The organism is Cellulomonas sp. JZ18, from assembly GCF_009720485.1.
Taxonomy (GTDB): Bacteria; Actinomycetota; Actinomycetes; order Actinomycetales; family Cellulomonadaceae; genus Cellulomonas.
In genome coordinates, this window is record NZ_CP045245.1 from 671,452 (window position 1) to 685,837 (window position 14,386).

A 14,386-nucleotide genomic window follows, 5' to 3' on the forward strand; every position below is an offset into this window, starting at 1 on the left:
CGGGCGCGTGCGCGTCAGGCGAGCGGGGCGACCCGGCCCAGGACGTGCGGCTTGCCCGAGCGGGGGTGCCACGCGGCCAGGTCGTGGCCGCCCTCCGCCGCCGGGCGCGTGCTCACGGCGACCGTCCCCGGCAGCAGCACCGGCTTGACGAACTCCACCGTCCACGTGAACGCGTCGCCGCGCACCGGCCCGACGTCGGCGAGCAGCCGGGACGCCGTGTACATGCCGTGCGCGATGGCGCGGGGGAACCCGAACGGCTTGGCGGTCAGCGCCGACAGGTGGATGGGGTTCCGGTCGCCCGACACCGCCCCGTACCGGCGCCCGGTGCCGGCGTCGAGCCGCCACGAGCCGGTCGGCTGCGGCGGCACGAACGGGGCGCGCTCGCGTGCCGGCCCGTCCCCGCCGTCGGCGTCCCCGCTGCCCGTGTCCCCGCTGCCCGCCGGCCCGTCGTCCGCCAGACGCAGCCCGGGCGCCAGGTACGTCGAGACGCCCCGCCACGCGACGTCGCCCCCGGCACCGCCGGTCACCTCCACGACGAGGTCGACCTGCGTGCCGCGCGCGTGCGGCCGCATCGCCTCGGCGTGCGCCCGCACCGCGAGAGCCTCCCCGAGCGTCAGCGGTCGACGCTGCTCGACCCGGTTGGCCAGGTGCACCATGCCGAGCAGCGGGAGCGGGAAGTCGTCGCGGACCATGAGGGCCGTCGCGACGGGGAACGCGAGCACGTGCACGTACCCCGCCGGCAGCGCGTCCGTCCCCGGCTCGCCGAGCAGACGCTGGTAGGCCGTCAGGTGGGACGCGTCGACGTGCAGGTCGCGGACCGCGTAGACGACGTCGGGCAGGGGGCGCGACACGCGCTTGCCCCCACCGCCCACGGCGAGCCGCGCCGCGCCGGCCGCGCCGCGCGCGTACAGCCCACCGAGCCCCGGCACGGCGGGCAGCACGACCTCGTGCGCCTCGGCCACCGGGCTCACCGGCCCACCATGTTCTGCCCGCACACCCGCAGCGTGCGCCCCACGATGCCGCCGGCCGCCGGGGAGGCCAGGAACGCGATCGTCTCGGCGACGTCCACCGGCAGCCCGCCCTGCTGCAGCGAGTTGAGCCGCCGCGCGACCTGCCGCGTGACCGCCGGGATGCGCGCGGTCATGTCCGTCTCGATGAACCCGGGCGCGACGGCGTTCGCGGTGCCGCCGAAGGGCGTCAGCAGGGGCGCGGTGGCCCGCACCATCCCGATGACACCGCCCTTGCTCGCCGCGTAGTTGGTCTGCCCGCGGTTGCCGGCGATGCCGGACGTCGAGGCGAGCGCGACGATCCGCGGCGCGTCGACGAAGTCGCCCGAGGTCAGGAGCGCCTCGTTGATGCGCAGCTGCGCGGCGACGTTGACCGCCAGCACCGAGGACCACTTGTCGTCGGACATGTTCGCCAGGAGCTTGTCGCGCGTGATGCCGGCGTTGTGCACGACGACGTCGAGGCGCCCGTGCCGCGTGCGCGCGTGCTCGAGGATGCGCTCGCCGGCGTCCGCCGCCGTGACGTCGAGCTGGAGGGCGGTGCCGCGGACCCGGTTGGCCACCTGCGCCAGCTGCTCGCCGGCGGCCGGCACGTCCACGGCCACGACGGTCGCGCCGTCGCGCGCGAGCACGTCGGCGATCGCGGCACCGATGCCCCGGGCGGCGCCGGTGACGACCGCGACCTTGCCCGTGAGCGGCTTCTCCCAGTCCGTCGGCAGCGTGCCGGCGTCCGAGTCGACCTCGAGCAGCTGCCCGTCGACGAACGCGGAGCGGGTCGAGAGGAAGAACCGCAGGCCGGCGACGACGCTCGGGGCCGTCACCGGCACGTCCGCCGCGACGACGAGCCCGTTGCCCGTGGCGCCCGCGCGCAGCTCCTTCGCGAGCGACCGCAGGAACCCGTCGACGCCCTGCCGGGCGGCGGCGACCGCGGGGGCGTCGGTGTCCAGCGCCGGCCGCGAGATCGTCACGACCCGTGCCCCGGGCCGCAGCGTCCTCAGCGTCGACGCCGCGGCGAGCACCGGCGGCGTGAGGTCGTCCGGGTGCCCGACGCCCGTGAGGACGAGCACGACGGCGGCGTACCGCACGTCCGGCGCCGGGTGCCGGTGCACCTCCAGGTCCCACCCGTCCAGCACGACGGGGGCGTCGTCGGGACGCGGGTCGGCGGGGCCGCCGGCGGGGGACGACAGCAGCGTCGCGACCGCGTCGGCGTCCGCGCCCGAGCCGAGCACGAGCGCCGGGCCGTCGAGCAGGGGCTGCCCGGGCGTGTACCGGCGCAGGCGCGCGGGTCGCGGCAGGCCGAGCTGCTGCGCGAGCTTCTTGGTGAACCCGCTGTTGACGAGCTCGAGGTACGTGTCGGTCATGGGGCACTCCTGGCGTCGGTCCGGGCCGGCGGGTGCGCGCCGCGCCGTCGGGAGGGGAAGCCGGGCCGCACGCCTCCGGGGGGTGGGGCGTGCGGCCCGGCGGTCAGGCGGCCTCGAGGATCGCGGTGAGGCCCAGGCCGCCCGCCGCGCACACGGACACGAGGGCGCGCACGGGGGAGTCGTCCCCGGCGGCGACCTGCGCGGCGCGGCGGCGGTGCAGCTCCTTCGCGACGGTGGCGACGATGCGCCCGCCGGTCGCGGCGAACGGGTGCCCGGCGGCGAGCGAGGAGCCGTGCACGTTGAGCCGGTCGACGTCGACCTTGCCGAACGCGCCGTCGAGGCCGAGCCGCTCGCGGCCGAACTCCTCCGACTCCCAGGCGGCGAGCGTCGTGAGGACGGTCGACGCGAACGCCTCGTGGATCTCGACGTACTGGAAGTCCTCGAGCGTCAGGCCGTGGCGGGCGAGCAGCCGCGGCACCGCGAACACGGGCGCCATGAGCAGCCCGTCGACCCCGTGCACGAAGTCGACGGCACCGGCCTCGGCGTCGACGACCGCCGCGAGCGGCGTCAGGTCGTGCTCGGCGGCCCACTGCGCCGAGCCGAGCAGCACGGTGGACGCGCCGTCGGTGAGCGGCGTGGAGTTGCCGGCCGTCATCGTCGCCGGGGTGTCGAGCGACAGCCCGAACGTCGGCTTCAGCTTCGCGAGCTTCTCCATCGACGTGTCCGGGCGCAGGTTCGCGTCGCGCGTCAGCCCGCGGAACGGCGTCACGAGGTCGTCGAAGAAGCCGGAGTCCCACGCGGCGGCGAGCCGCTGGTGGCTGCGCAGCGCGACCTCGTCCTGGGCCTCGCGCGTGATGCCCCACTGCGCGGTCGTCAGCGCCTGGTGCTCGCCCATGGACAGGTGCGTGCGGGGCTCGGACGTGCGTGGCGTGGCCGGGGCCAGGTCCTTGGGACGCAGGCGGGCGAGGGCCTTGAGGCGCTGCTGCGGGGTCTTCGCGTGCGAGAGGTCGAGCAGCACGCGGCGCAGGCGGTCGCTCACGGCGATGGGCGCGTCGGACGTCGTGTCGACGCCGCCGGCGATGCCCGACTCGAGCTGGCCGAGGCGGATCTTGTTGGACAGCGAGACGACGGTCTCCAGGCCGGTCGCGCACGCCTGCTGCACGTCGTACGCCGGCGTCGTGGGCGACAGCGCGGAGCCGAGCACGGCCTCGCGCGTGAGGTTGAAGTCCCGGCTGTGCTTGAGCACCGCGCCCGCGGCGACCTCGCCGATCCGCTCGCCCTGCAGGCCGTAGCGGGCGACCAGGCCGTCGAGGGCGGCGGTGAGCATGTCCTGGTTGGACGCCTGCGCGTACCTGCCGCCGGCGCGGGCGAACGGGATCCGGTTGCCGCCGAGCACGTACGCGGGGCGGGGTGCGGCGGGGCTGCTCGTGTCACGGGTGGAGGCCATCGGGCGTTCCCTCTCGCATCGGCGCTGATGACGGGCCGGCCGGGGGTCCCGCGCGCTACCGGGTCGTCCCCGGGGCGTCGAGGGACGGGAGTCCCGACCTGGTGTCCGAGACCCACAGTACCTGATACCGTCGGTTGCGTGAGGTCCGTCACGCCGGGGACGTCGAGGACGACGCCCCCGCCCCCCGCCCGCGACGACACGGCAGCGCGCCGTGCCGTCGTCGCGGCCGTCCCGGGACCGGCGACGGAGGCCGACGGGGCGCCCGCCGACGGCCGGTCCACCCGGTGGGCGGACCACCGCGAGGCCCGCCGCGCCGAGCTCGTCCGGGTGGCCCGCCGCACCGTGCACCACCGCGGCCCGGACGTGTCGATGGAGGAGATCGCGGCTGCCGCCGGCACGTCGAAGTCGATCGTCTACCGCTACTTCACCGACAAGACCGGGCTCCAGATCGCCGTCGCCGAGGCCGTCGTGCTGCAGATCCAGGGCGCGCTCGAGGGCGTCCTGCGGGTCGCGCCGACGCCGCGCGACGGGCTGCGCGCGATGGTCGCCGTGTACCTGGAGATGATCGAGTCCTCGCCGAACGTCTACGCGTTCGTGACGCAGGACGGCTCCGTCGAGTCCGGCGGCCCGCTGGGGCACTTCCTCGACTCCGTGACGGCGCTCGTCGCCGCGCCGTTCGCCCGCGGGCTCACCGAGGAGCGCGACGGCCGCACGGTCGCACGCCGTCCCGAGGACGGCGGCGCGGCGCCGGACACGGCCACGCGGGCGCTCGCCGAGGCGTGGGCCGCCGGTGCGGTCGGCTTCGTCCGCGGCGCCGGGGAGTGGTGGCTCGCCCACCGCGACCAGCCGGGGACACCCGACCGCGAGGCGCTCACCGCCCAGGTCGCGGCGTGGCTGTGGGCCGGACCCGTCGGCCTCCTGGCGCGCGACCGGCCCGCACGCGACAGACCCGACCGTCCCCGCACGTCCGCCCACCCGGCGGAGACCCACCAGCCCGGCGACGACGCCGGAACCCCCAGGGAGCAGCGATGACCACCACGACCGCCCGCCCCGAGACCCGTCCCGCACCCGCCGCCGCGACCCCTGACGGAGCCGCGGTTCGCGTGGACGTCGCCGCGCTGGAGAACCTGCTGCTCGGGCAGTACGCGCAGCTGCGCCGGGAGGCCCGCGCCATCACGGCGGACCCCGACTTCCAGAAGGTCGAGGGCCTGCCGATGGCGGAGCACCGCGAGCGCGTGCTGCACCAGCTGCGCCGCCTGGAGGCCGAGCACGACGTGCTGCGCGCGTTCCCGGCGCGGCACGGCGGCGCCGACGACCACGGCGGCTCGCTCGCGCGGTTCGAGGAGCTCGTGGCCGCGGACCCGTCGCTGCAGATCAAGGCGGGTGTGCAGTGGGGGCTGTTCGCGTCGGCGATCCTGCACCTGGGCACCGAGCACCACCACGACACGTTCCTGCCGGACGCGATGCACCTGCGCGTGCCGGGTGCGTTCGCGATGACGGAGACGGGCCACGGCTCGGACGTCGCGTCGATCGGGACGACGGCCGAGTACGACCCGGCGAGCCAGGAGTTCGTCATCCACACGCCGTTCCGCGGCGCGTGGAAGGACTACCTCGGCAACGCCGCGGTGCACGGGACGGCGGCGGTCGTGTTCGCGCAGCTGGTCACGGCGGCGCCGGGGCAGCCGAAGGTGAACCACGGCGTGCACGCGTTCTACGTGCCGATCCGCGACCCGCAGACGCACGAGTTCCTGCCCGGCGTCGGCGGCGAGGACGACGGCGTCAAGGGCGGCCTCAACGGCATCGACAACGGCCGCCTGCACTTCGACCACGTGCGCGTGCCGCGCACGAACCTGCTGAACCGGTACGGCGACGTCGCCCCGGACGGCACGTACTCCTCGCCGATCGCGAGCCCGGGCCGCCGCTTCTTCACGATGCTCGGCACGCTCGTGCAGGGGCGCGTCTCGCTCGACGGCGCCGCGGTGAACGCGAGCAAGATCGCCCTGGCGATCGCGGTCACGTACGCCAACCAGCGCCGGCAGTTCGCCGGCGGCGGGACCGACGAGGTGACGCTGCTCGACTACGGCCAGCACCAGCGCCGGCTCCTGCCGCTCGTCGCGGAGACGTACGCGGCGGCGTTCGCGCACGAGGAGCTGCTCGCCGCGTTCGACGACGTGTTCTCCGGCCGGGGCGACACCCCGGAGAACCGGGAGGACCTCGAGACGCTCGCCGCGGCGCTCAAGCCGACGTCGACGTGGGGTGCGCTGCGCACGATCCAGACCGCGCGCGAGGCGTGCGGAGGGCAGGGCTTCCTCGCCGAGAACCGGCTCACGGGCCTGCACGCCGACATGGACGTGTACGTGACGTTCGAGGGCGACAACACGGTCCTCTACCAGCTGGTCGCCAAGCGCCTGCTCGCCGACTACGCGAAGTCGCTCAAGGCGCTGCAGGCCGACCGCGGCGACATGGCGCGGTTCGTGGCGGAGCGCGTCGCGGACGTGGCCCTGCACCGCACGCCGCTGATCCGGGCCGTGCAGGCGCTCGGCGACCTGGGGGACGCGCGGCGGTCGGTCGGTCAGCTGCGCGAGGAGCAGACCCAGCGCGACCTGCTCACCGACCGCGTCGAGGCGAAGGTCGCGCAGGTCGCGCAGGCCCTGGCCCCGGCCCGCAAGATGAGCCCGGACAAGGCGGCGGCGCTGTTCAACGCGCACCAGCACGAGCTCATCGAGGCCGCCCGTGCGCACGCCGAGCGCGTGCAGTGGGAGGCGTTCACGGCCGGCCTCGAGCGCGTCGAGGACCCGGGCACGAAGCAGGTGCTGACGTGGCTGCGGGACCTGTTCGGCCTGACGCTCGTCGAGCGCGACCTGGCCTGGTACCTGGTGAACGGGCGCCTGTCGGCCGGGCGGGCGCGGACCGTGACGTCGTACATCGAGCGGCTGCTCGCGCGGCTGCGCCCGCACGCGCAGGACCTCGTCGACGCGTTCGGCTACGGGCAGGAGCACCTGCGCGCGCCGATCTCGTCCGGCGTCGAGCACGAGCGGCAGGAGGAGGCGCGGGCGTACTACCGGGCGCAGCGGGCCTCGGGCGACGCGCCGATCCCGGAGAAGCACCTCAAGGGCTGAGCGTCCTCAGCGGGAGCGCGGCTCCCGTGCCGTCGGGTCGTCGACGGCACGGGAGGCCGCGGACCGGGGGGAGATGATGACGGTCCCGGCGCGGGCCTCTTCGACGAGCCGCCGGCGCGCACGCCGGACCGCCTTCTCGTCGCCTGCGAGGTTCATCAGCAGGTCGGGGTCCACCACGAGCTTGCGCGGGGTCCGTGTGTGCTTGGCGCTCATGCGCTCCCACCTCCCGAGCCGGTGAGGACCGGCCACAGGTCGAGGATAAGTCCGCCCGCGGTGGCGCCGACAGACAGGACGAGAAGTGCCGCGGCGGTGAACACGAGACGTCGCTTGCGGCGCAGCTGCTCCCCGGCGTCCTGCACGACCCATGCCGTCAGGTCGGTGACGACAGCCACGACGTCGTCACGGCTGTCCTGGTGGTACCGCTCGACCAGCTCGGCGGGAGAGACCGTGTTCATGCTGGGCATCGCCAGCGGTGCCGCCGCCACCAGTGCCGCCGCACTGGCCATGACGAGCGCGAGTGCCCGCGTCCACGCCGGCAGGGCTGCGGAATCAGCGGTGAGCATGATGCCGACGAGGACTCCCGCGAACCCGACCAGCACCCCTGCTCGCTGGTCCATGGCGGCGTGCAGCTGGATCTGCGTCTGCTCGGCCCGGCGCGCCTCGTCGAGCAGCAGCTCGGCCGTGGATCCCCCGGGCTCGCGCACGACCACGACCGCGTCGCGGCGTCGTCCGAAGAGCATCGTCGGAGTCTGGCAGAGGCGCGGGCGAGCTGGTGCTGCCCCTGCAGCGGCCTGTGGACAAGGGCAGATGGACAAGGGCAGAGTGCGCGGCTCACGACGCCCGCTCCCACGGCTCCACCCCACCCGGCACCACGACGAGCAGCGGGTGCGGGAACGGCCGGCCGACCCGCAGGAGCTCCCGGTACTGGTCCGGCGAGCGCTCGACGGTCTTGTGCAGCAGGTGCCGCCACTCCAGGTCGAGCTGGCCGGAGGTGACGTGGATCGGGGTGACGCCGCGGGTGCGCTCGTCGTCGGGCAGGTGCACGCGGCTCGCGTCGTAGCGGTAGCCGCGGCGGGTGGCCTCGTCGCGGATCCCGTGCAGGTACGCGGCGATCGCGACGACGGGCTCCGGGTGCACGCGGAAGCGGTCGAGCTGGGGGTGCTTCGTGTAGCCCTTCGTGCGGTCGAGCAGCACGGCCTGCGCGAGCAGGCCCTCGCGCCAGCAGGCGGTCAGCGCCTGCCGGTCGAGCAGGGACGGGTGCAGCGACCAGAGCCTCACCGCGGCAGCACAGCAGCCGGGCGGCGCGCCCGCGACCGGGGCGGCCGGTCCGCGTCAGCAGGCAGGCGTCGCGTCGGGCAGGCGCGGGACCGCGGCGAGCAGGCGCCGCGTGTACGGCTCGCGCGGCGTCGTCAGCACCTCGCGCGTCGCGCCCTCCTCGACCACGACCCCGTCGTGCAGCACGACGGTGCGCTCGCACAGCTGCCCGACGATCGCGATGTCGTGGCTGACGAGGACGAGCGTGAGGCCGTGCTCGTCGCGCAGCCGGGCGAGCAGGTCGACGACCTGCCGGCGGACCGAGACGTCGAGCGCGCTCACGGGCTCGTCGGCCACGAGCACCGACGGCCGCGGTGCGAGTGCTCGGGCGATCGCGATGCGCTGCCGCTGCCCGCCGGAGAACTGCGCGGGGTACCGGTCGACGACGTCCGCGTCGAGCCCGACCGACGCGAGCACCTCCCGCACCCGCGCGCGGTGGTCGCCCTCGACGCGCAGGGACCGCAGCGGCTCGGCGACGATCGAGCCGACGCGCTGGCGCGGGTCGAGCGACGAGCGCGGGTCCTGGAACACGACCTGCACGTCGCGGCGGAACCGGCGCACGGCGGCGCGGTCGCGCCGGTCGAGCGGCTCGCCGCGGTACGTCACCGTGCCGGACGTCGGGCTGTCGAGCGCGAGCAGCAGACGCAGCAGCGTCGACTTGCCCGCGCCGGACTCGCCGACGATGCCGACGCCCCGGCCGGCCTCGACGCGCAGGTCGACGCCGCGCAGCGCCTGCGTCGTGCGGCCGAACGTGCGCGTGACGCCGGTCAGCTCCAGCAGGGGCGTGCTCATCGGGCCTCCGGGGTGGGCAGCGCGGTGACGGCGCGGGCGGCGTCGACGAGCTCGCGGGTGTACGCCGCTCCGTCCCCGGCGAGGGCCCGGGGGACCGTCGTGCGCTCCACGACCGCGCCGTCGCGCATGACGACCAGGTCCTGCGCCACGCGTGCGACGACGGGCAGGTCGTGCGTGACGAGCACGAGGGCGAGCCCGGTGCGCTCGACGACGTCGTCCAGCAGCTCGAGCACCTCGGCCTGGACGGTCACGTCGAGCGCCGTCGTCGGCTCGTCGGCGAGCAGCACGCGGGGGCGGCACGCGAGCGCCATCGCGAGCGACACCCGCTGCCGCTGCCCGCCGGACAGCTGCCACGGGTACGACCCGAGCACGCGCTCGGTGTCGTCGATCTGCACGAGCCGCAGCAGGCGCGCGGCCTCCTCGCGGGCGGCCGTGCGCGAGAGCCGCTGGTGCAGGCGCACCGGTCCGGTGATCTGCCGGCCCACGGTCATGAGCGGGTCGAGCGCGGTCAGCGGCTCCTGGAAGACCATCGCGACCTGCGCGCCGCGCACGGCGTCCATGCGGCGCGGCGGCAGCGCCAGCAGGTCGGTGCCGTCCAGGCGCACGTGCCCGGTGGCGCGCATGCCGGCGGGCAGCAGGCCCAGCACGGCCAAAGCCGTCATCGACTTGCCGGAGCCGGACTCGCCGATGATCCCCAGCCGGGCGCCCGCGGCGACGTCCCACGTGACGCCGTCGAGCAGCGTGTGCCCGTCGGACGTGCGGACGGTCAGGCCGTCGACCTCGAGCAGGCTCACCGGTCACCTCGCAGGTTCGGGTCGGTGCGCTCGCGGATGCCGTCCCCGAGCAGGTTGAGCCCGAGGACGAGCACGACGATCGCGAGGCCGGGCAGGATCGCGCTCCACGGCGCGACGACCATCGTCGACTGCGCCTCCCGGAGCATCCGCCCCAGGACGCGGCGGGCGGTGGTGTGCCGAGGCCGAGGTACGACAGCGCCGACTCCGCGAGCACGGCCCCGCCGGCCAGCAGCATGAGCTGGACCAGCAGGGTCGGCGCCACGTTCGGCAGCACGTGCCGCGTGATCGTGCCCCACCAGCCGGTGCCGGCCGCCGCGGCGGCGGTGACGTAGTCCTCGCGCAGCACGCGCGCGACGGTGATGCGGGTGACGCGCGCGATGACGGCGGCGCCGGAGATGCCGATCGCCGCGATGGCCGTCGCCGTCGACGCGCCGCGGACGGTCACGAGCAGCATCGCGAGCAGCAGGGTCGGGAACGCGATGAGCACGTCGACCGTGTTGACGAGCACCGTGTCCGCCCAGCGCGTCGTCGCCGCGGCGAGCACGCCGAGCACGAGGCCCAGGATCCCGGCGACGACGACGCTGGCCGCCGCGACGAGCAGCGCGCTCGCCGCCCCCGCCATGAGCTGCGTGAGCAGGTCGCGGCCGAGCCGGTCGGTGCCGGCGGGGAAGTCGCCGCCGGGCGGCGCGAGGCGCGGGCCGCTGCCGGTGACGTCGAGCGGGTACGGCGTCCAGACGAGCGCCACGAGGCCGACGACGGCGACGAGGCCGACCAGCACGGCACCGGCCACGAGGGACGGCGGCCACCGGCGGGCGCGCGCGTGCGGCGTCCCCGTGACGGCGGGTTCCCGGACGGCGAGGTCCTCCACACCCGTGGTCATCGTGCCCCTCCCGTCAGGCGCAGACGCGGGTCGAGCGCGCGCTGCGCGAGGTCGACCCCGACGTTGACGACCAGCACGACCGCCGTCAGCCCGAGGACGAGCGCCTGCACGACCGGCAGGTCACGCGCCTCGACCGAGTCCAGCAGCAGCGTGCCGAGGCCCGGCAGCGCGAACACGTTCTCGATGACGACGGCGCCGAGCAGGGACGTCGCGAGCTCGATCCCGAGGATCGCGACGACCGGCGCGGCGCCGTTGCGCAGCCCGTGCCGGCGCAGCGCCGCCCACCGGCCGTAGCCGAGGGAGCGCGCGGTGCGCACGTAGTCCTGGTCGAGCACGTCGAGCGTCGCCGACCGCACGTAGCGGACCATGACGGCGGACATGGCGATCGCCACGGTCACCACGGGCAGCACGAGCGAGCGCACCGCGCCCGCCGGGTCGCCCCAGCCCTGCCGCGGGAACCCGCCGGGTGGCAGCCAGCCGAGCTGCAGCGCGAGGACCAGGACGAGCAGCACGCCGACCCAGAACACCGGCACGGCCACGCCCAGCTGCGACAGCGCCGACACGACCACGCCCAGCGGCCCGCGCCGCCACACGGCCGCCGCCACGCCGAGCGGCACCGAGACGAGCACCGCGAGCACGAACGCGGCGAGGCTCAGCGGCAGCGTGACCGGCAGCCGTGCCGCGACCAGGTCGGCCACCGGCAGCCGCGACACGAACGACGTGCCCAGGTCGCCCTGGACGAGGCCCGCCACCCACTGCCCGAGCTGCACCGGCACCGGCTGGTCGGTGCCCAGCTCGGCGCGCAGCCCCTCGAGCTGGTCGCTCGTCGTCCCGACACCGAGCGACGCGCCCGCGGCGTCCCCCGGCAGCAGCCGCAGGACGACGAACACGACGACGGCCGCGAGGGCGAGCGAGACGAGCAGCGACGCGAGGCGGGTGAGCAGGTGGCGGGCCACGGGTGCCTCAGCCCTCCCGGACGATGTCGGCGACGTAGAAGCTCTCCGTCACCTGGTCCACCGGGAAGCCGCTGATCTCGGCCTTCGCGACCCGGATCTGCGGGTCGAGGTACAGCCACGCGGTCGCGGCCTCCTGGCCGATGGTCTCGTTGACCCGGCGCAGCAGGTCGACCTGCTCCTCCTCGGTCGCGGCCTGGTCGGCCTGCGCGACCCACTCCTGGACCTGCGGGTTGTCGTAGCCCCAGTAGAAGTCCGGGTTCGCATACCAGACCACGTCCCGCGGGTTCACGTGCCCCATGAGCGTCGTCTGGAAGTCGTGGTCCGTGTAGACCTTCTGGTACCAGGTGGCGTCGTCGATCGGGTTCGGCGTGAGCGTCACGCCCACCTCGGCGAGGTCGGCGCGCAGCAGCTGCACGATCGTCTCGGTGGTGTCGTCCGGCACGTAGTCCACCGGGATCGTCAGGTTCGCGACGCCCGCCTGGGCGAGCAGGTCCCGGGCGGCGTCCGGGTCGTACGCGTGCACGTCCGCCTGGTCGACGAACCACGGGTCCGTCGGCGGGACCATCGAGCCGATGACCTGGCCGTAGCCGTCCCACACCGCCTCGAGCAGCGCCTCGCGGTCGATCGCCTTGTACAGCGCCTGCCGCACGCGCACGTCGGAGAACGGCGCGAGCCGGTCGTTGAACGCCCACAGCTGCTTGGTCGTGGACGAGCCCTCGGTGATGGTGAAGCGCGGGTCGTCCTCGAACTGCACGAGCTGGTCCGGGGAGTTCTCGGCGATGACGAGGTCGAGGTCGCCGACGAGCAGCGCGTTGTTCAGCGCCGTCGGGTCGTCGAAGAACCGGAACGTCACGCCCGGGTTCTTCGCCGGCTCACCCCAGTAGTCGTCGAACCGCTCGATCGTCAGGTGGTCGCCCTGCACCCACTCGACGAACCGGTACGGGCCGGTGCCGTTGTCGGGACCGAGCTCGGTGTCGCCCTCCTGCACGACCGTCAGGCCGGCGAGGTTGAACGTGAGGGACTGGCTGCGCCGGCTCAGCGCGAGCTGGACCGTGTCCTCGTCGGGGGCGGTGATGCCCGTGATGACGGCGAGGTCGTTCTTGCGCGCGAGCTTCGACTCCGGCGAGATCGCCTCGGAGATGCTCCACACCACGTCGTCGGCGGTGAGGTCGGTGCCGTCGTGGAAGACGGCGTCCGGCTGCAGGTGGAACGTGTACGTCAGGCCGTCCTCGGAGACGTCCCACGACTCGGCGAGCGCGGGCACGATCTCCCCGTCCACGTCGACGGCCGTGAGGCCCTCGAAGACGTTGCGCGTCATGGTCTGCGAGACGCCGGACGAGCCGCCGACGTTGCGGACCAGGCCGGTCGGCTCGTTGGTGGAGCCGATGACGATCTCGTCCTCGGCCTGCGGGGCGCCGCTGGCGCCGCCCGTGCTGCCGCCGCCCGAGCACGCGGCGAGCGCGAGCGCGGCCACGGCGGACAGGGCGGCACCGGCGAGGGTGCGGGTTCTCATGCTGGGGGACCTCCGGCGGGTGGGCACGGCCGCCGGGCCGGACGACGAGCGGTCAGCGCGCACGCCCGGGGCACGGGGGACCGGTGCAGGGGTGGGGGAGTCGAGCGCGAGGGCGCTCGGCGCGCGGTGGGGCCGGTCAGCCGACGACGGTGCCGGTCCCGGTGCGCGGGGACGTCAGCCGCGACAACACGCGCGCGCCGCGAGGACGGGGCGAGCGGCGTGCGGGGCGACGAGGACGGTGCGCATGGTGCTGCGACCGTACCTCGCGACCGTCGGGACGTTCCAGCGTCGCCGGCGAGACGTGCGTCTCGCCCGTCCGGGTGCGGCGCGGCCACCGCTCAGCGCAGGTTCCCCAGCACGGCGGCCGCGACGTCCGCCGGCCGGTGCTCCGGCAGCCAGTGGTCGGCGTCGAGGTCGACGCGCAGGAACGAGCCGTCGACGTACCGGGCCGTCGCGTCGACGGAGGCGGGGGCGAAGAACGGGTCCCGGCGGGCGGAGACGTAGGTGGTCGGGACCTCGACCGGGCCCGTCGAGCCGCGGCCGGGCACCGGGAGCGCCCGGTACCAGGCGAGGGCGGCCGTCAGGGCGCCGGGCTCGCGCATGCGGGCGACGTAGCGGGCGGCACGGTCGGGCTCGAGACCGGCGCGCTCGAGGGACTGCCGGAGGCGGGCGCCGTCGTCCGCGAGGAGCAGGCGCTCCGGGACGCCGGGCAGCTGGAAGAAGCCGACGTAGGACGAGCGCAGGGCCTGCCCGCCGCGCAGCAGCCCGGCCCGCATCGCGGCGGGGTGCGGCGTGCCCAGCACCGTGAGCGTCGCGACGCGGTCCGGCTCGCGCGCCGCGACCGCCCACGCGACCGCGCCGCCCCAGTCGTGGCCGACGACGTGCGCCTGCTCCACGCCGGCGGCGTCGATGAGCGCGACGACGTCGGCGACGAGCTCCGGCACGGCGTACGGGCGGCGGCCCGGCGGCCGGGCGCCGGGGGAGTAGCCGCGCTGGTCCGGCACGAGCACGCGCGCACCCGCGGCCGTCAGCAGGGGGACGACCGCGTCGTAGGCCGAGCCGTCCTGGGGGAAGCCGTGCAGGAGGACGACGACGGGGGCGTCGTCGCCGGTCGTGCTGGTGGGGGCGTCCGGTGCGTGGTCCCGCACGTCGAAGCGCAGGCCGTCGCGCGTGAAGGAGTCCATCCCGGCAGCACAGCACGCGCGC

Annotated in this window: 14 protein-coding genes and 1 pseudogene; 2 read left to right on the plus strand and 13 right to left on the minus strand. The window is 75.4% G+C overall.

Going from position 1 to position 14,386, the window contains the following annotated elements:
- Window positions 1-14: 14 nt before the first annotated feature.
- From GC089_RS03035 to GC089_RS03045, 3 genes are all read right to left on the minus strand, one after another.
- Window positions 15-971 carry a MaoC/PaaZ C-terminal domain-containing protein gene (locus GC089_RS03035; protein ID WP_155376425.1) on the minus strand — a complete coding sequence of 319 codons (957 nt, stop codon included), beginning with the start codon at window positions 969-971 and terminating at the stop codon, window positions 15-17.
- Window positions 968-2,365 carry a 3-oxoacyl-ACP reductase gene (locus GC089_RS03040; RefSeq protein WP_155376426.1) on the minus strand — a complete coding sequence of 466 codons (1,398 nt, stop codon included), beginning with the start codon at window positions 2,363-2,365 and terminating at the stop codon, window positions 968-970. Before GC089_RS03040 ends, GC089_RS03035 begins: the two co-directional genes overlap by 4 nt.
- A 103-nt stretch (window positions 2,366-2,468) precedes the next feature.
- On the minus strand, window positions 2,469-3,812 hold the full coding sequence (locus GC089_RS03045) for an acetyl-CoA C-acetyltransferase (protein ID WP_155376427.1): 1,344 nt from the start codon (window positions 3,810-3,812) through the stop codon (window positions 2,469-2,471).
- A 138-nt stretch (window positions 3,813-3,950) separates the two neighbouring features.
- On the opposite strand from GC089_RS03045, the gene GC089_RS03050 reads away from it, so the two are divergent.
- Complete coding sequence (locus GC089_RS03050) at window positions 3,951-4,844, plus strand: TetR/AcrR family transcriptional regulator (protein WP_155376428.1); 894 nt, start codon at window positions 3,951-3,953, stop codon at window positions 4,842-4,844.
- Window positions 4,841-6,931 (plus strand): acyl-CoA dehydrogenase, encoded by a 2,091-nt coding sequence (locus GC089_RS03055; RefSeq protein ID WP_155376429.1) that lies wholly within the window; start codon window positions 4,841-4,843, stop codon window positions 6,929-6,931. The genes GC089_RS03050 and GC089_RS03055 overlap by 4 nt, the downstream gene beginning before the upstream one ends.
- 6 nt (window positions 6,932-6,937) lie before the next feature.
- Here the strand turns inward: GC089_RS03055 and GC089_RS03060 are convergent, their stop codons facing one another.
- The 10 genes and pseudogenes from GC089_RS03060 to GC089_RS03100 all read right to left on the minus strand — a co-directional run bounded on the left by GC089_RS03060 (window position 6,938) and on the right by GC089_RS03100 (window position 14,364).
- Window positions 6,938-7,144 carry a hypothetical protein gene (locus GC089_RS03060; protein WP_155376430.1) on the minus strand — a complete coding sequence of 69 codons (207 nt, stop codon included), beginning with the start codon at window positions 7,142-7,144 and terminating at the stop codon, window positions 6,938-6,940.
- Entirely contained in the window at window positions 7,141-7,671 is a 531-nt protein-coding gene (locus GC089_RS03065; RefSeq protein ID WP_155376431.1) for a hypothetical protein, read from the minus strand. Before GC089_RS03065 ends, GC089_RS03060 begins: the two co-directional genes overlap by 4 nt.
- Before the next feature lie 91 nt (window positions 7,672-7,762).
- Complete coding sequence (locus tag GC089_RS03070) at window positions 7,763-8,209, minus strand: pyrimidine dimer DNA glycosylase/endonuclease V (RefSeq protein ID WP_155376432.1); 447 nt, start codon at window positions 8,207-8,209, stop codon at window positions 7,763-7,765.
- 54 nt (window positions 8,210-8,263) lie between these two features.
- Window positions 8,264-9,037: an ABC transporter ATP-binding protein gene (locus GC089_RS03075; RefSeq protein WP_155376433.1), complete on the minus strand. Its 774-nt coding sequence runs from the start codon at window positions 9,035-9,037 to the stop codon at window positions 8,264-8,266.
- A complete protein-coding gene (locus GC089_RS03080) occupies window positions 9,034-9,831 on the minus strand; it encodes an ABC transporter ATP-binding protein (protein ID WP_155376434.1) in 798 nt (265 codons plus the stop codon). The genes GC089_RS03075 and GC089_RS03080 overlap by 4 nt, the downstream gene beginning before the upstream one ends.
- Window positions 9,828-9,977: a hypothetical protein gene (locus GC089_RS18735; RefSeq protein ID WP_230685025.1), complete on the minus strand. Its 150-nt coding sequence runs from the start codon at window positions 9,975-9,977 to the stop codon at window positions 9,828-9,830. Before GC089_RS18735 ends, GC089_RS03080 begins: the two co-directional genes overlap by 4 nt.
- A 62-nt stretch (window positions 9,978-10,039) precedes the next feature.
- Window positions 10,040-10,711 (minus strand): annotated as a pseudogene (locus tag GC089_RS19870) (ABC transporter permease); the annotation flags it as partial.
- On the minus strand, window positions 10,708-11,667 hold the full coding sequence (locus GC089_RS03090) for an ABC transporter permease (RefSeq protein ID WP_155376435.1): 960 nt from the start codon (window positions 11,665-11,667) through the stop codon (window positions 10,708-10,710). The gene GC089_RS03090 and the pseudogene GC089_RS19870, both read right to left, overlap by 4 nt.
- A 7-nt stretch (window positions 11,668-11,674) precedes the next feature.
- Entirely contained in the window at window positions 11,675-13,180 is a 1,506-nt protein-coding gene (locus tag GC089_RS03095; protein ID WP_155376436.1) for an ABC transporter substrate-binding protein, read from the minus strand.
- Between the two features lie 338 nt (window positions 13,181-13,518).
- Window positions 13,519-14,364: an alpha/beta fold hydrolase gene (locus tag GC089_RS03100; RefSeq protein WP_155376437.1), complete on the minus strand. Its 846-nt coding sequence runs from the start codon at window positions 14,362-14,364 to the stop codon at window positions 13,519-13,521.
- Window positions 14,365-14,386 lie beyond the last annotated feature (22 nt).

Coding starts and splice junctions, on each gene's coding strand:
- GC089_RS03040 (WP_155376426.1), bottom strand. CDS start 2,365: ATGACCGACACGTACCTCGAGCTCGTCAACAGCGGGTTCACCAAGAAG.
- GC089_RS03045 (WP_155376427.1), bottom strand. CDS start 3,812: ATGGCCTCCACCCGTGACACGAGCAGCCCCGCCGCACCCCGCCCCGCG.
- GC089_RS03055 (WP_155376429.1), top strand. CDS start 4,841: ATGACCACCACGACCGCCCGCCCCGAGACCCGTCCCGCACCCGCCGCC.
- GC089_RS03060 (WP_155376430.1), bottom strand. CDS start 7,144: ATGAGCGCCAAGCACACACGGACCCCGCGCAAGCTCGTGGTGGACCCC.
- GC089_RS03065 (WP_155376431.1), bottom strand. CDS start 7,671: ATGCTCTTCGGACGACGCCGCGACGCGGTCGTGGTCGTGCGCGAGCCC.
- GC089_RS03075 (WP_155376433.1), bottom strand. CDS start 9,037: ATGAGCACGCCCCTGCTGGAGCTGACCGGCGTCACGCGCACGTTCGGC.
- GC089_RS18735 (WP_230685025.1), bottom strand. CDS start 9,977: ATGCTCCGGGAGGCGCAGTCGACGATGGTCGTCGCGCCGTGGAGCGCG.
- GC089_RS03095 (WP_155376436.1), bottom strand. CDS start 13,180: ATGAGAACCCGCACCCTCGCCGGTGCCGCCCTGTCCGCCGTGGCCGCG.
- GC089_RS03100 (WP_155376437.1), bottom strand. CDS start 14,364: ATGGACTCCTTCACGCGCGACGGCCTGCGCTTCGACGTGCGGGACCAC.